Origin of the sequence: Embleya scabrispora DSM 41855, from assembly GCF_000372745.1 — a bacterium.
Taxonomy (GTDB): Bacteria; Actinomycetota; Actinomycetes; order Streptomycetales; family Streptomycetaceae; genus Embleya; species Embleya scabrispora.
Genome location: NZ_KB889706.1, coordinates 17,186 through 38,725, shown reverse-complemented (window position 1 = coordinate 38,725; position 21,540 = coordinate 17,186). Strand labels below are relative to the sequence as shown.

General features: G+C 67.9%; 18 protein-coding genes. 12 read left to right on the top strand and 6 right to left on the bottom strand.

Going from position 1 to position 21,540, the window contains the following annotated elements:
- Nucleotides 1-394 precede the first annotated feature (394 nt).
- Entirely contained in the window at nt 395-889 is a 495-nt protein-coding gene (locus A3IC_RS0140650) for a hypothetical protein (protein WP_020555803.1), read from the bottom strand.
- Nucleotides 890-2,682: 1,793 nt separating this feature from the next.
- On the opposite strand from A3IC_RS0140650, the gene A3IC_RS0140645 reads away from it, so the two are divergent.
- Entirely contained in the window at nt 2,683-3,879 is a 1,197-nt protein-coding gene (locus A3IC_RS0140645; protein WP_026219304.1) for an IS110 family RNA-guided transposase, read from the top strand.
- 67 nt (nt 3,880-3,946) lie between these two features.
- Here the strand turns inward: A3IC_RS0140645 and A3IC_RS0140640 are convergent, their stop codons facing one another.
- Genes A3IC_RS0140640 through A3IC_RS0140630 form a run of 3 tightly spaced genes read right to left on the bottom strand, consistent with a single transcriptional unit; the run spans nt 3,947 to nt 6,932 of the window.
- The gene (locus A3IC_RS0140640) at nt 3,947-4,351 is read right to left on the bottom strand and encodes a DUF6009 family protein (protein WP_020555801.1); all 405 of its coding nucleotides are present in this window, start codon (nt 4,349-4,351) and stop codon (nt 3,947-3,949) included.
- A complete protein-coding gene (locus A3IC_RS0140635) occupies nt 4,348-5,856 on the bottom strand; it encodes a DNA primase family protein (RefSeq protein ID WP_020555800.1) in 1,509 nt (502 codons plus the stop codon). The genes A3IC_RS0140640 and A3IC_RS0140635 overlap by 4 nt, the downstream gene beginning before the upstream one ends.
- Entirely contained in the window at nt 5,853-6,932 is a 1,080-nt protein-coding gene (locus A3IC_RS0140630; RefSeq protein WP_020555799.1) for a bifunctional DNA primase/polymerase, read from the bottom strand. Before A3IC_RS0140630 ends, A3IC_RS0140635 begins: the two co-directional genes overlap by 4 nt.
- Before the next feature lie 960 nt (nt 6,933-7,892).
- On the opposite strand from A3IC_RS0140630, the gene A3IC_RS0140625 reads away from it, so the two are divergent.
- On the top strand, nt 7,893-8,360 hold the full coding sequence (locus tag A3IC_RS0140625) for a hypothetical protein (RefSeq protein ID WP_020555798.1): 468 nt from the start codon (nt 7,893-7,895) through the stop codon (nt 8,358-8,360).
- Nucleotides 8,361-8,608: 248 nt separating this feature from the next.
- Complete coding sequence (locus tag A3IC_RS0140620) at nt 8,609-9,250, top strand: hypothetical protein (RefSeq protein ID WP_020555797.1); 642 nt, start codon at nt 8,609-8,611, stop codon at nt 9,248-9,250.
- Nucleotides 9,251-9,438: 188 nt separating this feature from the next.
- Here A3IC_RS0140620 and A3IC_RS59445 read toward each other — a convergent pair whose 3' ends face one another.
- A complete protein-coding gene (locus tag A3IC_RS59445) occupies nt 9,439-10,053 on the bottom strand; it encodes a GNAT family N-acetyltransferase (RefSeq protein WP_063744947.1) in 615 nt (204 codons plus the stop codon).
- A gap of 318 nt (nt 10,054-10,371) precedes the next feature.
- On the opposite strand from A3IC_RS59445, the gene A3IC_RS0140610 reads away from it, so the two are divergent.
- From A3IC_RS0140610 to A3IC_RS0140590, 5 genes are all read left to right on the top strand, one after another.
- On the top strand, nt 10,372-10,824 hold the full coding sequence (locus tag A3IC_RS0140610) for a DUF5959 family protein (RefSeq protein ID WP_040877996.1): 453 nt from the start codon (nt 10,372-10,374) through the stop codon (nt 10,822-10,824).
- 462 nt (nt 10,825-11,286) lie between these two features.
- The gene (locus A3IC_RS69255) at nt 11,287-11,757 is read left to right on the top strand and encodes a type VII secretion target (RefSeq protein ID WP_158696304.1); all 471 of its coding nucleotides are present in this window, start codon (nt 11,287-11,289) and stop codon (nt 11,755-11,757) included.
- A 3-nt stretch (nt 11,758-11,760) separates the two neighbouring features.
- Nucleotides 11,761-13,005, top strand: a complete 1,245-nt coding sequence (locus A3IC_RS63335) for a DUF6973 domain-containing protein (RefSeq protein ID WP_020555793.1) — start codon at nt 11,761-11,763, stop codon at nt 13,003-13,005.
- A complete protein-coding gene (locus A3IC_RS63330; RefSeq protein WP_020555792.1) occupies nt 13,002-13,472 on the top strand; it encodes a hypothetical protein in 471 nt (156 codons plus the stop codon). Before A3IC_RS63335 ends, A3IC_RS63330 begins: the two co-directional genes overlap by 4 nt.
- Before the next feature lie 191 nt (nt 13,473-13,663).
- Complete coding sequence (locus A3IC_RS0140590; protein ID WP_020555791.1) at nt 13,664-15,115, top strand: DNA phosphorothioation-associated putative methyltransferase; 1,452 nt, start codon at nt 13,664-13,666, stop codon at nt 15,113-15,115.
- Nucleotides 15,116-15,122: 7 nt separating this feature from the next.
- On the opposite strand, the gene dndA is transcribed toward A3IC_RS0140590, so the two are convergent.
- A complete protein-coding gene (gene dndA, locus A3IC_RS0140585; protein ID WP_020555790.1) occupies nt 15,123-16,256 on the bottom strand; it encodes a cysteine desulfurase DndA in 1,134 nt (377 codons plus the stop codon).
- Nucleotides 16,257-16,351: 95 nt separating this feature from the next.
- Here dndA and dndB point away from each other — a divergent pair, with 95 nt between their 5' ends.
- From dndB to dndE, 4 genes are read left to right on the top strand one after another with little or no spacing between them, the layout of a single operon-like run.
- The gene (gene dndB / locus A3IC_RS0140580) at nt 16,352-17,485 is read left to right on the top strand and encodes a DNA sulfur modification protein DndB (RefSeq protein WP_020555789.1); all 1,134 of its coding nucleotides are present in this window, start codon (nt 16,352-16,354) and stop codon (nt 17,483-17,485) included.
- The gene (gene dndC, locus A3IC_RS0140575; protein WP_020555788.1) at nt 17,482-19,047 is read left to right on the top strand and encodes a DNA phosphorothioation system sulfurtransferase DndC; all 1,566 of its coding nucleotides are present in this window, start codon (nt 17,482-17,484) and stop codon (nt 19,045-19,047) included. Before dndB ends, dndC begins: the two co-directional genes overlap by 4 nt.
- Complete coding sequence (gene dndD, locus A3IC_RS0140570; RefSeq protein ID WP_020555787.1) at nt 19,034-21,034, top strand: DNA sulfur modification protein DndD; 2,001 nt, start codon at nt 19,034-19,036, stop codon at nt 21,032-21,034. The genes dndC and dndD overlap by 14 nt, the downstream gene beginning before the upstream one ends.
- Nucleotides 21,024-21,401, top strand: coding sequence for a DNA sulfur modification protein DndE (gene dndE, locus A3IC_RS0140565; RefSeq protein WP_020555786.1), 378 nt, complete (start codon nt 21,024-21,026; stop codon nt 21,399-21,401). Before dndD ends, dndE begins: the two co-directional genes overlap by 11 nt.
- The last annotated feature ends 139 nt before the right edge of the window (nt 21,402-21,540 follow it).

Below are 21,540 nucleotides of genomic sequence, written 5' to 3'. Positions count from 1 at the left end.
GGTGCGGGCCGCGTCGCGTCCGGAGTCGTTTCGCAGTCGGGATGGCGGGGTGCCAGCGTGCGCCTTCAGTACATCTTCCGCGTACCTTCGACGCACCGCGGCCGGATGGGGCGTGGCCCGAGCCATTACCCGATCGGGTAATGGCTCGGGCCACGCCCATGCCGACAGTGTGGCGCCGCAGTCCGAGTGGGGCTTCCGACGGCGCCGCTACGGAGCGGGCTCAACAGTGCTACCGGAGCACCATTTATTCGGATTGCCCGGAATCGTGTGCTTATTGGCTTTTCCATTCTGGTCCACGCCAACTCTTTGTTTACACGTCGTGCATTGCCACTCCGATGCCATCGCTTGCCTTCCTGACGGAGGTACGTGCGAGGGCGCGCTGTTCCTCGATGATTCAGATGGTGTCGGGACACTGATACGCCGCGCCAGGGCGACTGCCAGAGCTGTAGGCGTGCTGGAAGTTCACGCGAATTTTCGCTCCGCTGTGCCAGCGAAGTTCGAGACCATAAGGGATCGTCCCGATCGGCTCCTCCTGCGAATAGCGCGTGCTCAGCGTTCGCAGCTCGGAGCTTCCGCTGTTGACTGTCAGAGCGCCCAGCCAGGCTTCGATGTCGGAGACCTTCACCTTGGCTCCATCAATCGCCGGCACAGATTCGATGCGTGCCGGTGGCGGTCCCTCGATGATCTGTTCCGGCTCCGAGTACCGATCCCCCGGAGCTGATTCCGCAGTGATGCCCAGATCGACCGTGGCGCCGTTGCGCAGACGGAGCGAGACCCCGTACGGCCCCGGTCGAGGGGTCTGCTGCTCCTCGGCCTCGGTACGAACGGCAACGTCGGTAACTGCACCGGACTGTTTGAGCAGTTCGGCCAACCACGGCTCGAATCGCATGGGACGCATGGATACCTCTCGACGACGGCGGAATTTCAGCAGTCTAGATCGAGCGTCCGACGTGGATTGGCCTGACCAGTCGGATTGCCATCAGCAACCGGCCCGTGGCACCGTCCACGTGGATCGCCGGACGCCCCGAAGCCCCTCGGACCTGGGCGGTGTTGACACTCCGCGGTCCTGCGAACCAATCCGCGAGGCTTGAGCGCGGTGAGACAAAAGTCGCTGCGATGAAGATCGGGCTCGCCATCTCGGTGGTAGGAAGCTCGTCGGGAGCCATTCCCAGCCCGACGTTGGTATCAGTCCAGGGCCGCGCCGATGAGCGTGTGTCTCGCCCGGCGGTTCCGCACCGTGAGTGACGGTGCGGCGGGTGCGCACTCCGATCCGGTTCCGGACGATGCAGGCACCGATCCCATAGAGGTCACTTGCAAGTACCGGGCCCCTGCCTACTGTGGCGTACTGGGATAAGCAGGGCCAGCCTTGCACAAGCCGTCTAAGCCGCTGAAGGGGCAGAACGCGTGGCCGGTACGGTTGGCTCTTCACCGTAACGAGTACAAGAAATATCGCCCGGTACGTGGTGAAATTTACCTTCCCCCGCGTCAGGTACCCGTCGGTCAAGGCAGTAGCTGAACAGCAGGACGTGACCGGTCGATGGCGCGAACGACGACTCGTGGGGTCCGCCGCGGGCGCAGAGGGGCGAGGTAGTTGGCACCTCAAAATCCGCGCTCCCGCATGGCGATCATGTCCGTCGCCAGACCGACTGGCCGGAAAATCCCATACTGATTACTTCATGCTTATCAAGAATTTTGTAAGCATCTAATCTGCTATGTCTACCTATGAGTTGAGGTGTCGCGTGCGCGTGTGGGCGGCAAAGGCCCTTTCGAGATCTGCGTAGGGACTTCGTGAACGCGGTCCTCGACGCCCGCCCGCCGGTCGGCTCACCCCCACCCGCGTGGGGACTTCGGGCTCGGTGTAGTTGGGGCATCCGGCCCAGGCGGCTCACCCCCACCCGCGTGGGGACTTCAACAGCGTGCGCTCGACCAGGTCGAGGAAGAACGGCTCACCCCCACCCGCGTGGGGACTTCCCTTCCCGACCTACACGTTTCTGGGAGCAATGCCATTTCGTAATGTTAATTCGGCTATTGAGGCAAAAAGCCTTCCTGAATGCTGCCTGACCAGCAAGTTCTTTCCTCGCGTCCTGTCCGCGAAGAGGTTGGTCACCTGCCGAACCACCTTGGTAGGGCAACCACTCCCAGACCAACCGGAATGATTCCACCGTGAGACACCACGCTACCGAGTCCCGACCCCGAAAACCCGATCGCTTCGGTCCGTACCAGTGAAGCTGCCTGAACTGCGCCCCGGGGCCGTCCTCGCTGTCCTATGGTGTCTCGCGACCCGGGCGGCGATGGGCGGCCGGAATCTCCGGTGGCTCGCCTTCGCTGCTGATTGAGAGCTGCGGCTCGGCCGCTTTCTTATGGACGAGACAGGTGGGCAACCGCCCGGGTTCTTCTCGAGTCACCGAAACACTGTTCTCGACATTCACCGCGACTTCGCTGTGGCGTTGATCACACGACCACATCTTCAGGGCTATCCAATCGTTCTGATTCGTGGCCGGGAGGCCAGATGCGGCTAGCTTCGGTCTGCCCTTCGGGGGCTCGCAGCGACTGGTCCGGCTGGCCTCCGGGTCGCTCGTACTTGCTTATTGAGAGATGCGGTTGAGCCGCTCTGTACGGACTCAGCGAGTGAGCGCCCTGCCGGCCAGAAGACCGAAATCCGGGAGGGGCCGCAGGGTGGGGATGAACGAAGTTTGGGTCGGAATCGACGCAGGAAAGGGCCACCACTGGGCCTGCGCCGTGGACGCGACCGGAAAGACGCTGTTGTCGAAGAAGATCATCAACGGCGAAGACGAGATCCTGGCCGGCCTTGGTGAAATCCTCGGCCTGGCACCGAAGGTGAACTGGGCCATCGACATCTCCAGCAGCCCTTCCTCTCTGCTGGTGGCACTCCTTATTGCCCACGGCCAGAACCCGCGGTACATCAGCGGCACCCTGGTCAAGCAGATGTCGAGGGCCCTCGGGAGCGAGAACAAGACCGACGCCAACGACGCGCACGTCATCGCCAGGACGTCCGTCTTCGCCGCAGACCGGCTCTCGGACCTCAAGATCCCAGCTCAGATCATGTCCGACCTCACCTTGCTCACATCGCACCGCACCGACCTGGTGCGGGACCGCACCCGCGCCTACAACCGGATGCGAGACACCCTCACCGGGGTCTTCCCCGCCCTGGAGCGCGCGTTCAACTTCTCCGCACACAAGGGCGCCATGGTGCTGCTGACCGGGTTCCAGACGCCGGCCGCACTTCGCAGAATGGGACACAGCCGGCTGACGGCATGGCTCGCCAAGCGAGGCGTTCGACTGCCCCACGGCGTCGCGGAGTTGGCCATCGAGGCGGCGAAAGCTCAGCAGACCTCGCTGCCTGGCGAGGATGCCGCCGCCCAGATCATCGAAGACTTGGCAAACAGCATCCTGAACCTCACCGAGCGGATTGCCAGGGCCGAGAAGCAGATGGAAAAGATGCTCAACGAGCATCCCCAGGGGCCCATCCTGCTGTCGATGCCCGGCATGGGACACATCCTGGCCGCTGAACTCCTCGTCGCGGCCGGCGACTTCTCGGCCTACGCCACGGAGGGGCATTTCGCTTCGGCCGCCGGAATGGTGCCCGTCTCGCGCGATTCCGGGACAAGGACGGGCGTCAACGTTAGGCCGAAGAGATACAGCCGTCCCTTGCAGAGGGCCCTCTTCCTTACCGCCCAGGCCGCCTGTTTCCATCATCAACGGGATCGCGACTACTACAACCGGAAACGCGCCCAGGGAATGCGGCATTCGGCTGCTGTCATCTGCGTTGCGCGGCGCCAGATCAGGATGCTCTGGACGCTCCTGCGGGAGGACAGGAAGTACCAGCTCGAGCCTCCGGAGCGACGCAGCAACGCATGACACGGACCTCACGACGGCCGCTCTTCCTCATTGAGAGTCGCTACCGACACGCCCGACGGCCCACCTCCTACCCCTTCGGCAGCGTTATCCCCAACTCGCGCATCGCCTCCGACGGCGGGCCGCCCTCCGACCGCTCCGTCTTGTAGCCCGGCACCCGCGGCTCCAGCGTGCGCGGGTCCACCGCCTCCGACGGCGCCCCCGACACGTACGCCCCGTCCGGCACCCGGTCCCGATCGTGCGGCGCCAACCAGAACACCCGCCGCCGATACGTCCCCGACGCCGGCGAACTCCGCGCCCCCGGCCCCAGCAACGCGTACCCCACCATCCGCCCGTCCCGATGGAACGCCGGCACCCCGGTACGCCGCGGCAGCCGATCCAGCACCTGGCGCACGTAGTCCAGCCCGGAAGGATCCTCCAACCACACGATGTCGATCTCGTGGGCGATCTGCTTGGCCGTGATCAGGGCACTCACGACGTCTCCTCGTGCTCGCCGAGCAACCCGATGCCCGGGTAATACTTGCGCTGGTTGGACGTCATCATCTGCCGCGGCGACGAAAGACCGACCGCTTCCCGGATCCTCACCGCGAACGCCCGCGCGGAAACCGGCGTCGCGTCCTCGAAGCCGCACCACGTCCTGTACGCCGCGTACAACCCCGTCTGCTCCGCCCGCATCGTGGACCCCATCCGACACCGCTCCGCGACGAACCGACCGATGTGGTCCTCCGTCTCGGCGTACGCGTGCGTGGCCACCCGCACCCGAGGCGGCCCGGTCAGGTCCCGGTCGCCCCCCAGATACCGGCGGGCGCCGTCCACCAACCAGGCCAGGATCCCCGGCCCCTCCTCCGACACCAGCACCTGCGCCAGGTTGTCGACCCGCTGCTCGTCCGCGACCACCCTCTCGAACGGGATCAGCCGCATCCGCCGCCAGAACGCGAAACCGCCCGTGCCGACCTCCGGCCGGTGGTTGCCCAACAACCAGAGCTTGTGCGTGGGTTCGAAACTGAAGAAGTCCTGCCGCATCCGCCGCGCCTTCAACCGGTCGCCACCGGTCAACAGCTTGAACCGCGCCTCGTCGAACCGATCCCCGGGCTTGAGCTCGGAACACACGATCACCCGCCGCCCGTGCAACTCCGCCAGGTCGGTGGGATGCCCCTCGAACGGCTTCGCCATCAAGAAACCCGGCGGCGCCGCGTCCGCGTAGTCGCCCAACAGCGTGACCAGGACGTCGAGCAGGACACTCTTGCCGTTCTTGCCCAGCCCGTACAGGAACGGCATGATCTGCCCGCCGACGTCGCCGGTGACCGAGTACCCCAGCAACAGATGCAGGAAGTCAATCATTTCCGCGCCCTCGGCGTCGTCGCCGAAGGTATCGGTGAGGAACCGCATCCACCGCGGCGTGGGCATCGCCCGCGGGGCGACCGCGCACGACCGCGAGTGAGGGTGCTTCTCCGGATCCGGCGCCACCACCGCCCCGGTGTGCAGGTCCACGATGCCGCCGGGCGTGCACAACGCGTACGGATCGGAGTCCAGATGCTCGGCCTTGAGCACCATGCCCGGCGCCGCCTGCGCCTGCATGAGCAGCGCCTTGAGCCCGGACGTGGACAGCGACCGCCGCCGATGCCGCCGCAGGTCCGTGTCCGAATACCTGCCCTCGGCGTCGGTGACCGCCAGCGTCTCGGCCATGTCGCCGGCCGCCCACAGCACCCCGTCGTCCTCGTCCAGCTGCCACCGGTGCCCCTCCCACCGATACCAGCCCAGCCCCGGCACGTGCCGGAAGTCGCGCCCGTACAACGCGACGAACGACTTCGCGTTCCCACGGTCGCTGAGCGAGTCGGGCACCAGACCGCGCGCCGTCACCGTGCCGGGCAGCACCCCCTGCATCGGGCTCCCCTGGGCGGGCACGGACGTGGACTGCTGGGCGAGGATCTGCGCGGCGACCGCCGCCGCGTCGAAACCCCCCTGCGGAACACCGTTCACGGGCGACCCCCCGGGTACAGCGGCCGCGCGGCACCGGCGGCCATGCCGCCGCGGATCGTGGCCAGGGACCGCTGTTCGTGCCCGGGACGCGCGTGTCCCGCAACCTCCAGCAACATCCGCTCGCCCTCGCCCACCCCGAGATGACCCGCCGCGACCAGACCGCCCACGATGAACGCGGCCCGGTTGAGCTTGGCATTGAACCCGGCGCCGAACGCGGTCGCGGCGCAATCCGCCACCTCCTGCACCGCGTTCGCCAACACCCGCGCCGCGGCATCGCGATGACCCCCCGCAGCGGCGACCGCCGCCCGAGCCCGGGCGGGAACACCCACCCGCACCGGCACTGCGGGGCGATCCGCGTGGCCGGTGCGCTCCAACTCCCGGACCAGCCACGTCGGCAGCGGCGCCGGAACACGACACGACCCCACCGGCACGTAGGTCCCGGCGTGGGTGACCGTACCGGGCGCGACGATGTACCCGCCGCTGGCACGCACGTCCACCTGCCACGCCAGCGCACGTCCCGTACTCGAACCGGTCGAGCACAACCACCGCCGCGGCGGCGTGCGATACCACACGTGCAGGCCCCCGGACGGCGTCCGCACCCGCAACGTCCCCTCGTCGGTCGCGGGATCGGGTGCCCCCCGCAGGGCCGCAAGCAACGCCAAAGTGTGGAAGCCCGTGGACAGGCCCGCCAGGTCCACGTCCTCGCCGATCGCGATACCGGGCAGGAGCCGATCGCGCTCCGGCACCGGCGGGCCGTGCGCGTCGACGTCGATCACCACCAGGTCCGCCGGCCCGCATGCCACCGCCACACCCAAACGCGAGCCACGCCCCCACCACGCGCGGATGCGCTCGGGATCCAGCGTGGCCGCGTGGAAGCCGTGACACCACCGACCGGCCGGGATACACGGGCAGTCCACGTGGGAGTGCCCCGGCGCGTGGCACGCCTCGCAGTTCGCCGGCGGTGTCTTGCGCCGCGGCGCCAGGGGATGCACCGGCCAGCCCGAACGCGCGCACCAGCGCGCCACGGTCAACGCGTCCGGCGCCGCCGACTCGGCGGCGCCCTGCTCGGCCGTCACACTCCCACCACCCTCCGACGGAACCGGCACAGCGACCGAAGCCCCCGCCCGAGAACCCGCGCAGCGACCGACCGGACCCGCCGCCGACCCGCCCGCGCCTGCCGACATCCGGCGAGAGGACGTCGAGCACCCACCCGTTCCCCGCCGCGGACTACGCCTGTCGATCGACATCCGTCCTTCAGTCGCTGTACGAAAGTGCAGGTCAGAGCAACAACCGAGACCGAAAGCGACTGAAGCGACTCACGTCCCGATATTGCTGCGACACGACAGGCTAGCGGACGGCCCCCTCCTCGACCTCACGTCGGCTTCCCCGCGTGTCAGCGACCGGGAGAACAGCGACCCAGCGACTGAGTCGCTTCGGTCGCTGCTTCGGTCGCTGAAGGGAAACCGCAGGTCAGGGCCTGAACACTAAGGAAAACAGCGACTGAAGCGACTGAAGGTCGGTATCTATGACACGCACACGCACACGCGCCAATGTCGTCATAATGCAAAAGTTCAGTCGCTTCGGTCGCTGATCTGGCGCCGGTAGCGCTCTGACCTGCACTTTCACGGAGCGACCGAAGCAGCGACCGAAGACTGTCGGTCGCTTGCGCTCCCTCACACCGGGTCGCCGAACACTGATACCCCGTGACAGGTCCGCCTCCACCGATCTCGACCGCGGGGCAGGCCTCGCCGACTCCCTCGAACGCCCCCGGCTTCGAATGGGTCGACAACCCGAACACCAGATGGGGCCATCGAACCCTGCACAGCCCTTGAGGCGGTCGACTCCTTCGCCCCGCCACCGGTCGCATCACCTCATGCACGGATACAGGCCGGGCACACCGTCACCCGCGAAGCCGCCGAGCAATCCTTCCCGGGCACGGATGCCGGTGGCGGTGCCCGGCATGATCCGAGGGCATGGATCAGATCCCTTTTTCCGCGGCGTGGCTATCGTCGTGGCGCGCGGACATCACGAATGCCGTGAACGCGATGACCGCCACGTTCGAGCAAACGTACGGCTATCCCCCGGGAACCAACGCGATTCACGCCCCCGACGAGGAAGACCGCCGCGCGGCGGTGGACTTCGGCCGTGAACCGCTGTGCTTCCCCGACAGCGAGACGTACTACGAGTGCATCGGCAACGTCGTGCTGGAAGACGTGGGCAACGGCTACTTCCTGTACTCCGTGAGCGAGGTCCTGCGGCGACTGACGGACGAGGGCGCGGTCTTCATCCCGTTGGCGGACGACCCCGGCGGCATGGTGATCGGCTCGGATGGCGGGAGGCACCAGTTCGTCGCCGACTGGGGCGGTGTTGTCCACAAGTCCCGAACGGCTTCCGTGCACGAAGGCGAGTTCGATAGGGTCGCCGACGACTTTCCGCAGTTCCTCGAACTCCTTCGTCGCTCCGTGCTCCGATTCGCCGCGATGAGCGACCTTGGCAACCTCTAGAACGTCGGCACACCATCCGTCGACTCCGACGTTTCGTCGACACCCATTCCTCACCGATCACCGCAACGCAACACGGCATTCGCCGGTGCGACCGAGCGCTCGAGCCGGCAGGCGAGCCCCCGAGTCGGCGAAGCCTTCAAAGCCGGGGATGCAGCCGATCCGCCAGACCTTGGGCACCGATGTGACCGGCTGTCGGTCACCTTTGCTAGAACGTCCTGCCACTGCCGTAGTGAACATAGGACGAACCTATGAATCGGTACACCGCTCGGATTGCGCTCGACATCATCACTCCCCGAGGTATCAGCGCCGGTCTGGGAGTTCTCGGCATCCGCTGGAATCCGGTGCCGTGGGAGCAGTGTCCGCTGATGGACGAGGAAGGCCTGTACGCGTGGGTGGACGGGATCGGGGCTCGATCCGCCTCCGGAGCCATGAAGTTGGCCGCCGACCCGCTCGACCGCGCAGTCCTTTACCACGGCATCGGCCAGGGTGTTCTCGGCGTTCGTGGACGTCTGCTGCATGAGCATGCGTGGATAGGCCCCGACGCGGGACACGCACACGGCATCACCATGCACGCGCGCCGAGCCGGCGCCGTTGTCGGTGCCGTGGACGCCCAGGAGACCGACCTTTCGTGGCTTCCGGAACTGGTCCACGAAGACGGAGCGGAGATCATCCGGCACTGGATCGAGAAGTGCCGACAGAACCCGAAAGCCCTGCTGGAAGCCTCCGAAAGGATCGCCATCCGCCTCGGGATCCACCTCGGCGACACCGTCGCTCCGGTGCAGAGTCAACACGCGGGTGCCTGGAACACCAACGCACCCCACGACTGGGCGGCCTACGCGGCTGCTGCGTACCTGCGGCGGGACAACCCCGCCGACCGCACCACCGGTTGACAGTCATGTCGGAGTAGGAGCGGCGAGGCCCAGGCATTCACGTCTCGTTCGCCGAGCCGGACGCTTCGCCAACCGAAAAACTCAGCCCCGCCATTCCAGGTGCTCATCCACCGAGTGAAGCACCCAGCCCCCGCTGTGGTCGGCGCTTTGAGTTGGTTCCCGAGCGGTCGAGTTGGCCCGGATGAGCATCAGGGCCGGCCCGCAGGAGGCCGGCTCCCCTTCTCTCCTGAGGGGCGGTGGGGGACGTTCGTGAGCTGTGCTGCCGTTCGTGTCATCTCGGCGGTGATGGCCCATCGCTCGTGGTCCCTCCACTCGCCGTCGATGTATTGGAAGGCGGTCGAGTAGCCCTCGCGCCGGAAGCCCAGGCGTTTGACGAGGTTCAGCGATGGCGTGTTGTCCGGCTGGATGTTCGCCTCGAGCCGGTGCAGTTCCAGCGGGCCGAAGGCGAGCTGTACCACGAGCCCCAGTCCTTCGGTCATATAGCCCCGGCCGGTCGTGGAGGCGTAGGAGGTATAGCCCAGGGTTCCGCTCTGGAGGGCGCCCCTGACGATGTTGTTGATGTTGACTCCGCCCACGATCGTGCCGGCGTCGCGCAGGCAGATCACGAAGCCCTCGTGGGTCGGCTGCTGGATCCGCCCGAGGTAGCTCTCGAACCCCTCCACCGTGTTCTCGCGAGCGCCCACCCAGCGGCGAAGCATCTCCGCGCTCTCCCGGGCCAGCGCTGTGAGCTCGTCGTAGTCCTGACGACAGACGCGGCGTATGGCCACTCGCGGTCCCTGCCGGAGGTAACTGGTGACTGACATCCGGGGATCCTATGCAGCCTGCTTGTACACCTTCGGCGGCTCGTGAACCCCGAAGGTAAGAATGACAGCCCTTCCGGGCCGACCACGACGCTCAGCCGGGCCGCCCCGGCCGCCCAAGGACCACCATCAAGCGACCACATCCGCTCGACATCCCGTGGACCCTCATTCGGGACCAGCGCCACTACACGGCCCGGCAACCCCGACCGGAGCCGGCCGCCGCACGGCGATCACGGCGCTCGACCGCGCACATCGAGCTTCTGACGGCGTCCGGTGGACCCGTCGGGGTGACGCCCGAATGTGTGCCGTAGGTTCCCGGTGATGGACACGAACACACAGCCCGATGCGATGGAGCTGATCCGGCTGGCCGACTCCGTCCAGAGCGTCAGCGTCCGTCTGCGTTCGACCACGCCCACCGCGGAAAGCCTGGGCGTGCGGTACTACGACGCGGAGGCCGTCGTCACGAGCGGCTTCGTGAACGGCACGGTCCATCTCGGGTTCGACTCCGAGGACCTCACGGACTGGAGCCGACTCCTGGAAGCCATTGCGGGGGCCGAGCAGGAGGGTGGACCGGTCGAACCCGTGAGAGCCGACTGGCCCCGCGCGGGCAGCTCGGCCTATCTCCGGTTCATTACCGAGGATCCGTACGTGGTCGAGGTGCACGACGGCCCCAGCACCCAGATCGTCGTCTCCGTGCCTCTGGACATGGGCGAGGAGTGGATAGCCGAGTCCAGTGAGCGTCTCGCGGCAGTGCGAGCCGTTCTCGGTGAGTAATTGTGGCGAGTGTGCGTACCCGGTGGAGAGCTTGCCGACAGCCGCCTCCACCCCACACCGACTGTCGACAACGACGACGGGGAATCAGTCACAGGCGGATCCCGTGCTCCGACAAGGTGGCGGACGGGCCTCGGCCCACTTGCGATGTCCGGTCGCTTCGGTCGCTGCCGGCTGTTCCCAGCCCGGCACACCACCGTCGACCGCCGCACGCGACGCCACCCGCCCACGACGCCCGGCCCGAGGGAACGAACACCGCCCCGACAAGACGCACTCACTGCCCCGCCACACAATCTCGGACCAGATCCCGGCCCCGGCCCACCCTGCGACACCCGCCGCCGGGTCCGCCTCGCAGCCCCGCACCGATCGCCCCACGATGATCCACTCGCGAAACGAACCCCAACGCGGCCCGTCACCCTGTTAGCCTCACGCCCGGTGCCACCGCATCAACCCCCGGGGGAGGGTATGAGCAAGATAGAACGCGCACTCCATCCGACCGCCCACACCCAGGCCGCGAACGACGACCCGCCCAAACCCGGCCCCACCGGGCCGCCGCCTCCCGGCGGCCGGCAGGCGGACCCCGGATTACCCAAGCCCCAACCCGGGACACCGCCCACACCACCCTCGACTCCCGGGCAAGCGGCACCGGACTTCCGCGTGGCACCCGAACACCTGCGCGCCGCGGCCACCGCCCAGGACCGCATCCTCGGCGACTTCCGCCCCGGTGCCCGCACCGCCGTCCCCGCCACCCAAGCCGCCGCCGCGGGACTCCCCGGCTGGCGCACCGCGGGCCGACTCACCGAACTGGCCTCCACCTGGGACCGCCAAGCCGCCGCACTGGAGCGCAAACTCGGCGAATCCGCCACCGGACTGCGCTTGACCGCCGACGAGTACGCCCGCACCGAAGTCCACGTCACCCGCACGATGGGCGGTTGAGCCGTGCTCACGCTCACCCAGCTCCGGGACGCGAACATCGCCCCCCTCGCCGAAGCCGCCACCGCCTGGGAGACCGTCCGGGCCAAAATCCAGGGCCTGTCCGAACGCCACCGAGGCGAAGTCGTCAACTCCCCCGGCCTCAACGGCTGGAGCGGCACCGTCGCCGACACCGCACGCGCCCGCCTGGCCGAGACCCAGCGCCAACTCGGCCTCGCCGCCGCCCAGGCCGCAGCCCTGTCCCGCGCGATCTCCGACGCCCACACCGCCTTCACGAGCGCCCAGACCTCCCTGCGCACCGTGCTGGAGGAGATCGCCCGCTTTCCCGAGTTCACCGTCCGCGAGGACGGCGGCGTCGACTGGCGCATCCCCGACGAGGTCGCCCAAGCCCTGTCCGTCAGCGGCGACGGCCTCGCCGCCGCCCAACTCAACACCGACTACACCAACCGCGCCCGCGACTTCGCCTGGCGTGTCGGCCAGGCCCTCGCCCAGGCCACCCAGGCCGACAACGACGCCCAATGGGATATCTACCAGGACGTCAGCGCCCGCGACGACTCGTTCAACCCGCACGCCACCCTCGGACGCGACGGCAACGGCGCCGACATCCTCACCGACTTCCAGGCCATGGACGACCCCCACGGCACCACCAAGTGGCCGGGCGGGATCATCGGCTTCTTCACCGGCCAACAACAGGTCACCCGCACCGAGGCCGAACTCCTGGACCGCCTGGGATGGCTCGCCCAGAAAGACTTCTCCGACATCAAGGACGAAGCATTCGCCGAGGCCCAGAAACGGTTCACCTCCGACGACAAGAACGACGACCACCAGGACGCCTTCCGCCACACCTACTGGAACGCCCTACTCACCCAGCGATTCGGGGCAGACTGGACCGCCAAGTACACCACCGCCCACGAAGGACTACCGGGCAACCCCGGCCACCGAGAGGCCATGGACCTGTACAACAACGACCTCGGCCGCCGCATCGCCCAGGAACACCCCAACGCCTCCCCCGGCGAACTCGCCGACTACGTGGACCGGGCCGTCCGCGAGGGACAAGCCGTCGTGGTGGACCGCAACCACGAACTCGTCTACAGCGACCAGGAGGAGATCGGCCGGCACACCGTCATCCCCAAGCCCGATCCGCCCTTGCCCGCCCACGGAGCCCCACCGCAGGGCCCTCCGCGCGACCAACCCGAGAAGAACGGCTACGACCCCGGCAACGGCGTCGACAACGGATCGACGGTCAGTTGACACGACACCGGACCTTCCCGGCAGCGACCCTCGCGCTGATCCTCGCCCTGCTCCTGACCGCGTGCGCCGACTCCTCCGGCCGCGTCGGCGTCGAGATCGACGGCAAGGCCCACGACCGACTCGCCGCCGGCGTCAAGGACCTGGGCGAACACGGCCGCGAAGGCGCCCTCCGCGACCTCACCACCTTCCCCTGGGACAACGTCTACGTCTTCTTCGAAGGCGCCTCCCGCAAGGACATCGAAACCGCCACCGGCGACCGCGTCGACCTCTCCGACGGCACCGCCAGCGGCTCCGACTACTACTCCGGCGTCGGAGCCCTCCTCGTCTTCACCCACAAGAAACACGCCACCCGCGCCATCGCCGTCCCCTACGGCGGCATCACCGAAGGCGGGGGCCCCTGGCCCATCACCACCCGCCTGATCCCGGGCAGCCCCGGCACACCGGGGACCCTGACCCTGCGCGGCTGACCGCCCGGCCACCACCACCAAAACCGCACCGCCGGCCGACGCCCCCACCGACCCGGCGACCGACCATGGGGCGAGGTCGCCTCCCCCGGGCACCGACCACGACCGCCCCCACCGGCGGTAAACCGACGCGACGCCGGCCCCGGCGTCCACGCCCTCCCCGCCGGAACACCCGACGCCACACATGGGCCAGGATGGTGCCCGTGGCACGAACGTGGGGCAGCGACCGCCGACTTACCGCCATCGGACGCACCGCACTGTCGGTCCCCGCCCGCCAAGCCGTCGCCGACCAACAGATCACCCCACACACCAGCGTCCTGGACTACGGCTGCGGACGCGGCGGCGACCTGCGCGCCCTGCGCCACATGCAGATCACCGCCGACGGCTGGGACCCCCACTACCGCCCCGACACCCCCCTCGCCCCCGCCGACGTCGTCCTGCTCACCTACGTCCTCAACGTCATCGAGGACCCCGCCGAACGCCGCGACACCCTGCGCCGCGCCTGGGAACTGGCCGACGGCGTCCTGATCGCCTCCGCCCGCCTGACCTGGGACCGCTCCCGCGTCAGGGGCGACGAATACACCGACGGCATCCTCACTGGCCGCGGCACCTTCCAGCACCTGTTCGGCGCCCGCGAACTCCGCGACTTCGTCCGCGACACCACCGGCACCCGCTGCGTCGCCGCCGCCCCCGGCATCGTCTACGCGTTCAAGGACGACCGCGAACGCGTCGCGTTCCTGGCCCGCCGGATCATCCCCCACGTCCCGTGGCCCGCCACCGGCGACACCACCGCCGCCATCGCCGCCGCCGTCGACCACACCGAACGCCGCGGCCGCACCCCCCGCCCCGAGGAGATGCCCGCCACCACCGCCGCCCTCCTCGAGCACCTGCGACCCACCGAGGTCCACCGCCTGGTCCGCACCACCGCCGACCCCGACAAGACCGCCGCGGGCGCCCGCCGCACGACCCTGGACACCCTGCTCTTCCTCGCCGTCGAACTCTTCAACGGACGAGGCCCCTTCGGCAGCCTCCCCCTGGCCGTGCAACTCGACGTCCGCGCGTTCTTCGCCTCCTACAAGGAAGCCTGCAGACGCGCCGACCGACTCCTGCTCAAACTCCGCGACGACACCTACCTCCACGGCGCCATGCACGCCTCCACCGCCGGCACGGTCAGCCCCACCGCGCTGTACGTCCACCGCCGCGCCGTCGACCGCCTGCCCATCGTGCTGCGCCTGTACGAACACTGCGCCGCCATCGCCGCCGGACGCCCCCAGACGTGGACCATCGCCAAACTCGCCCACCGCGGACGCTCCGTGGCATGGCTGGACTACCCCGACTTCGACACCGACGCCCACCCGCGCCTGGCTGGCTCCTACACAGTCGACCTCAAGACCCTCGAGGCCGCGTTCCGCTCCCACACCGACGACGCCGATCGGCCCGTGCTGCACCGCAAACACGAATTCCTCGCGCCCGACGATCCCGACGCCCCCAAATACCGGCGCCTGACCGCCGCCGAGGCCCGCGCCGGCCTGTACGCCCGCCCGCACCTGATCGCCACCGAGACCGGCTGGGAGGCCGAACTTGCCCGCTGCGCGCGCACCCTGCGCGGCCACCGCCTGATCCGCCGCGACGCCGCCCCGCACTGAAAGCCGACTACGGCTGCAGCTCGCCCACCAACACGGCGAACTCCTTGGGGTCCAGGTCGCGCGCCTGACGCGGATCCCACGACAGACGCAACCCGTTCGCCGCCACCTGCGGATCCAGCCCCATCCCGATCAACACGTGACTGGGCGTATAGGACGCACTCGTGCACGCCGAACCCGTCGAGAGCGCCACCAGGTGCTTGACCCGCACGATCAACGCCTCCGCGTCCACACCCTCGAACGACACGTTCACGATGTGCGGCACCGTGTGCACGGGATCCCCGTTGAGGCGAAAACGCGTCGCCGCGAGCGCCTCCAAAAGCTCCTCCCGATACGCCAGCGCCTGCTCCCGCCACACCGCGTGCCCGCTCCGGAAGACCTCCTCGGCCTTCGCCAGCCCCATGATCAACGGCACGGGCAGCGTCCCCGGACGCAGCTTGCGCTCCTGGCCCCCACCGAACATCAACGGCGTCAGCGGGATCCGATCCCAGCCGCGTCGGCGCATCACCAACGCGCCCACCCCCTTGGGGGCGCCGATCTTGTGACCGCTGACACTGATCAAATCGATCGGCGCGGTCAGATCCTCCGGGAGCTTCCCGAATCCCTGCGCCGCGTCGACGTGCAGGAACGTGGGCGTCTCCCGCAGGACCCGGGCCAACTCCGCAACCGGCTGCACCGTCCCGGTCTCGTTGTTCACATGCATCAACGACACCAACAACGTGTCCGGCCGCAGCCGCTCGCGGATCGCCTCCACCTCGACGCGGCCGTTCGTCCCCGGCGACAGGAAATCGACCTCGAACCCGCGCGAGCGCAGATGCTCCAACGGCTCGATGACCGCCTTGTGCTCACTCGCCGACGTGATGATGTGCCGACGGCCGGACTCCTCGCCGTGCGAAGCCAGCCCCAACAGGGCGATGTTGTTGCTCTCCGTCGCACCGCTGGTGAAGATCAATTCTTCCGGACGGGCATCGAAGGCGGCGGCGAGTTGCTCCCGGGCGCGTTGGACGGCAGCCTTGGCCCGCGCACCGTACTCGTGCGTGCGACTCCCGGCATTGCCGAAATCCTCGGTCATCCAATGCAGGACGACGTCCGCGACCCGGGAGTCCACCCGAGTCGTGGCCGCGGCATCCAGGTAGGCCACCATCGACCGTCACGCACCCCTTCGACGTTGTCGACAACACATGCTTCAAGCCAACACGAACGTGAAAATTGAGACGTACCTAAGATAGCGTTACGCGTGTGGGATCACGTACGCAGCCCGGAACCGCAGAGACTCCGATCTTCACCGATTACGAGTACACGTTTCCGGCGATCAGGGGCATCCAGGCGGGACGCGAGTTCTACGTCTCGATGTGTCCCCTCCGCCTCATCCCGAAGATCTTCGTCTTCGACGAGGAAGAACTCGCGCCCGAGGTGCGCGCCCAGCGCATACTCAACAAGGGGCGCCTGCCCGCGCTGACCCGCTACATCCTGGACAACCCCGACGACTACGTCTTCAGCGCGCTCACCGCCTCCGTCGACGGCGACCTGCGCTTCGAAGGCGCCGCACCCGCCGGCCCGGGCATGAGAATCGGCCAGATCCGCATCCCCATGGCCGCCCGCTTCCTGATCAACGACGGCCAGCACCGCCGCGCCGCCATCGAGGTGGCCCTGCGGGAGAACCCCGACCTGGGCGACGAGACCATCGCCGTCGTCTTCTTCCACGACTCCGGACTCTCCCGCTGCCAGCAGATGTTCGCCGACCTCAACCGCCACGCCGTCCGGCCGGCGCGCTCCATCGGCGTGCTCTACGACCACCGCGACGACCTCGCCGCCCTCACCCGCCTGATCGCGCTCAAATCCCCCGTGTTCAAGGGGCACGTCGAGATGGAAGCATCCACGCTGTCGGCCCGGTCTCGTAGGTTGTTCACCCTCAGCGCGATCCACTCGGGCAACCAGGCCCTGCTCCAGAACGTGGAGATCGAATCCGCCGCGGCGCCGGCCCTGGCCCAGGGATTCTGGGAGGCGATCGACACCACCGTTCCGGAATGGGCCATGGTGCGCGAACGCACACTGCCCGCCCCGGACGTACGGCGCGAGTACATCCACAGCCACAGCCTCGCCCTGCACGCCCTGGGACGCGTGGGCAACACGCTCCTGCGGGAATCGACCGACCCCACCCACTGGCTCCCCCGGGTGGAACGCCTCAAGGGCGTGGACTGGACCCGGAGCAACCCCGACTGGGACGGCCGTGCCATCCTGGCCGGTCGCGTGTCCAAGTCACACCGCAACCTCAGCCTGACCACCAACTATTTGCGCTTGCGCCTGGACCTGCCGCTCAGCCCGGAAGAACAGCAGATCGAAGACGCGTTTCGCCAGCGAGGAGACGCATGAGCACCCCGACGCACACAGCCCCGTTCCAGGGCCGGACCATGTCCGAGGTCGTGAACGAGCTCACCGAGGAGATCCGCGAGCTCTATCTCGCCGACGAGGTCCCCTGGGTGGTCGGCTACAGCGGCGGCAAGGACTCCACCGCAGTCCTCCAGCTCGTGTGGCTGGCCCTGCAGGGCCTCACCGCGGAACAACGCACCAAACCCGTCCACGTCATCAGCACCGACACCCTCGTCGAGAACCCCATCGTCGCCAGCTGGGTCACCCAGTCCCTGGAGACGATGCGCGCCGCGGCCGCCGAGCAACAACTGCCCATCGAGCCCCACCGCCTCACCCCCGAGGTCAAGGACACCTTCTGGGTCGGCCTCATCGGCCGCGGCTACCCCGCCCCCCGCCCCAAGTTCCGCTGGTGCACCGAACGCCTCAAGATCCGACCCTCCAACGCGTTCATCCGCCGCGTCGTCCGCCGCCACGGCGAGGCGATCCTGGTCCTGGGCATCCGCAAGAGCGAGAGCCAGGCCCGCTCCAAGTCCATGGCCAAACACGAGAAGCGCCGCGTCCGCGACCGCCTCTCCCCCAACGGCAACCTGCCCAACTCGCTGGTCTACAGCCCCGTCGAGGAATGGACCACCGACGACGTGTGGCTCTTCCTCATGCAGCAGGCCAACCCCTGGGGACACAACAACAAGGATTTGCTCTCGATGTACCAGGGCGCGTCCGCCGACGGCGAATGCCCCCTGGTCGTGGACAACACCACGCCCTCGTGCGGGGACAGCCGCTTCGGCTGCTGGACGTGCACCCTGGTCGAGAAGGACAAGTCCATGTCCGCCATGATCCAAAACGACGAGGAGAAGGACTGGATGCAGCCCCTCCTCGACCTGCGCAACGACCTCGACGTCCCCGACGACAAGCACCTGCGCGACTTCCGCCGCATGAACGGCCAAGTCCAGCTCATCGCCGACGAACGCGTCATCCCCGGGCCCTACACCGAGAAGTCCCGCCACGAGTGGCTGACGAAACTCTTCCAGGCCCAAAAGCACGTTCGCGACAACGCCCCCGAACACGTGCGCGGCATCGAGCTGATCACGATGGAGGAACTCCACGAGATCCGCCGCATCTGGATCTTCGAGAAGCACGAGGTCCAGGACGCACTCCCCAAGATCTACGAAAAGGTCTACGGCGAGACGTTCCCGGGCCTGCCCGTCGACGCCCACCTCGCCCAGGGATCCGACGAGATGGACATCCTCCGCGAGATCTGCGACGGCGACGAACTGCGCTACTCCATGACCCGCGATCTCCTCGCCGTCGAACGCCGGTTCCGCACCAGGACCCGCCGCACCGGCCTGTACGACGAATTGCAGAAGACCATCGTCAAGGGCTACTACACCGACGAGGAGGACGCCCTCGCCTTCAAGAAGGAACTCGAAGGGATAGTCCCCCGCACCGAGGCGGACCCCACCCCCTCCGACGCCGACGTCCAAGAGTCCCTGGACCTGGAAGGCATCGCCTCCCGGACCGACCACACCCCAGCAGAGGACGAAGAGACCAGCAATGCTTCTGCGTAACATCACCCTGCACGACTTCGGCGCCTACCGGGGTGAACAGTCGCTGGATCTCACCACCGAGAAGGGCCGCCCGATCGTCCTGATCGGCGGCCTCAACGGTTGCGGCAAGACCACATTGCTGGACGCGATCCAACTCGCCCTCTACGGCAACCGCGCCCGCTGCAGCGGCCGCGGCAACTCCTCCTACGACACCTACCTGCGCGAGAGCATCAACCGCCTCGCCGACCCCGAGGACGGCGCACGCGTGGCCGTCGAGTTCTCCATACTGCTCGAGGGCGAGGAACATCGGTACCACGTCAGCCGCAGCTGGCGAATCCCCGCAGGCAAGAAGCTCGACGAGAGCCTCGAGATCACCGTCAACGGCAAACCCGAATGGGGCCTCAGCGAAGGCTGGGTCGACCACATCGAAGGTCTGCTGCCCCTCGAAGTCGCCTCCCTCTTCTTCTTCGACGGCGAAAAACTCGAGGAACTGGCCGACCCCGACCAGGCCTCCAACATCATTCGCTCCGCCGTGCACTCCCTCCTGGGCGTCAGCGGTGTCGAACGTCTGCGCACCGACCTCCTCGTCCTCGAACGCCGGATCCAGACCAGCGCTGCCGACGAAGGCAGCCAGGCCAAGATCGCAGCCCTCGGCGCGGAGCTCGAGGAGCTTGCCTCCGCCATCGGCGACGCCGTCCAACGACGCGGCTCCCTGAACAACCGCCTCAAGGCCGCCATGTACCGCGCGGAGCAGGCACGCGTGCGCTTCGCGAAGGAAGGCGGAGAGGTCTTCCGCCGATTCGCCACCCTCAAGGCCGAGAACGACGGTGTCGCCGCCACCCTCAAGGCGACCAACGACACTCTCGTCAACACCGTCGCCGCCGGGCCGCTCCCCCTGCTGCTTCTCCGCGAACAACTCGACACCGTTCGCGAACACGCACAACGCGAACACCGTGCCGACCAGGCGGCAGAGGTCCTGAGCGTCCTGCGGGAACGCGACTCGTGGCTAACCGACCTGTTCCGCGACGCCACCGGACCCGACCAGATCGCCCGCATCGAGAAGGAACTGAGTGCGGACCGGGAAGAACGCGACGCCCAGGCCAGGGCTCCCCGCGAACTCAACGTCCCGCACGACATGCTCGCCCAGTTGTCCGCGCTCGACGACACCCTGAGCCGGGACCGGACCCTCGCCGTGGAACTGGTCGAACGCGCCATCAAGGAGCAGGCCCGCTTCGACGCCACCGACCGCCTTCTCGCCTCCAAGCCCGAGGACGAGGACGAGATCCGCTCCCTGATGGACGCCCAGAGCGCCGCCCTCGACGCGGTCTCCGTCCTGCGCGCGGAACAGGCCCGCATCGAAACGGACCTGGAGGAACTCAGGGCACGACACAGAGGCCAGGACGCGGAACTCGAGCGGGAACTGCGCAAGCAGAAACTCCACGACAAGGTCGACAAGATGGAGGCCCGCGTCAAGGAGTACTCGGCATCCACCCGAGGCATCCTCGAACGCTACGCAGCCGCCCTGCTGACCCGCCACATCGGCCGCCTCGAAGTCGCCGTCCTGGACAGCTTCAGCAAGCTGATGCGCAAGAAGAACCTGGTCGCCGACCTCCACATCGACACCAAGGACTTCTCGCTCGCCCTCACCGGATCCGACGGACAACCCCTGGAGTCGGGAAGGCTGAGCGCCGGCGAACGCCAACTCCTCGCCCTGTCCCTGCTCTGGGGCGTGGCCCGCGTCGCCGGCAACCGCCTGCCCAGCGTCATCGACACCCCCCTGGGCCGGCTCGACAGCAAACACCGCGAACAACTCGTCGAGCGCTACTTCCCGCACGCCGGCGACCAGGTACTGCTGCTGTCCACGGACGAGGAGATCGACGAGCGCCTGTTCCACAAGCTCGAATCGTCCATCGCCCGTTCGTACACCCTCACCCACGACAACGAGACCTTCACCACCAGCGTCCGCCAGGGCTACCTGTGGCCGACCGGAGAAACCCATGTCGCTTGAGACGATCCGCCTGTCCCAGCCGGCCCGGGACCAACTCATCCGCCTCAAGCGCGTGACCGGCATCAAACACTGGAACGTCCTGTGCCGCTGGGCACTGGCCTACTCCCTCCAGGAAGGCTCCACACCCCTGGTCCGGGACATCACCACCGACTCCAACGTCGAGATGAGCTGGAAGACCTTCGCCGGTCAATACGGCGACATCTACCTCGCCCTGCTCAAGGAACGCTGTCTGCGTGACGGTGAGGAGCCCACCGACGAGGCGGTTTCCCGCACCCTGACCATCCACCTCCACCGCGGCATCGGCTACATGGCCGGCCGCAACGACCTGCACACCATCCAGGGCTTGGTGATGAGCGCCGCAGGATGACCGCGGACGGCCGGGTGGCCCGATGCCACCCGGCCCCGAGAGCAGGCAGAACACGAGCCCACCGAGGTCATCTCCCCGTCACGGCACCGGATTTCGTTTCGTAGACCCCTGTCACCGCCCTTCCCTCGGGCGTATGTTC

Bases quoted from the DNA above. Each gene is read 5' to 3' on its own strand.
- A3IC_RS0140610 (WP_040877996.1), top strand. From the start codon at position 10,372: ATGGACACGAACACACAGCCCGATGCGATGGAGCTGATCCGGCTGGCC.
- A3IC_RS0140620 (WP_020555797.1), top strand. From the start codon at position 8,609: ATGAATCGGTACACCGCTCGGATTGCGCTCGACATCATCACTCCCCGA.
- A3IC_RS69255 (WP_158696304.1), top strand. From the start codon at position 11,287: ATGAGCAAGATAGAACGCGCACTCCATCCGACCGCCCACACCCAGGCC.
- A3IC_RS0140650 (WP_020555803.1), bottom strand. From the start codon at position 889: ATGCGATTCGAGCCGTGGTTGGCCGAACTGCTCAAACAGTCCGGTGCA.
- dndA (WP_020555790.1), bottom strand. From the start codon at position 16,256: ATGGTGGCCTACCTGGATGCCGCGGCCACGACTCGGGTGGACTCCCGG.
- A3IC_RS59445 (WP_063744947.1), bottom strand. From the start codon at position 10,053: ATGTCAGTCACCAGTTACCTCCGGCAGGGACCGCGAGTGGCCATACGC.
- A3IC_RS0140645 (WP_026219304.1), top strand. From the start codon at position 2,683: ATGAACGAAGTTTGGGTCGGAATCGACGCAGGAAAGGGCCACCACTGG.
- dndD (WP_020555787.1), top strand. From the start codon at position 19,034: ATGCTTCTGCGTAACATCACCCTGCACGACTTCGGCGCCTACCGGGGT.
- A3IC_RS0140590 (WP_020555791.1), top strand. From the start codon at position 13,664: ATGGTGCCCGTGGCACGAACGTGGGGCAGCGACCGCCGACTTACCGCC.
- dndC (WP_020555788.1), top strand. From the start codon at position 17,482: ATGAGCACCCCGACGCACACAGCCCCGTTCCAGGGCCGGACCATGTCC.
- dndE (WP_020555786.1), top strand. From the start codon at position 21,024: ATGTCGCTTGAGACGATCCGCCTGTCCCAGCCGGCCCGGGACCAACTC.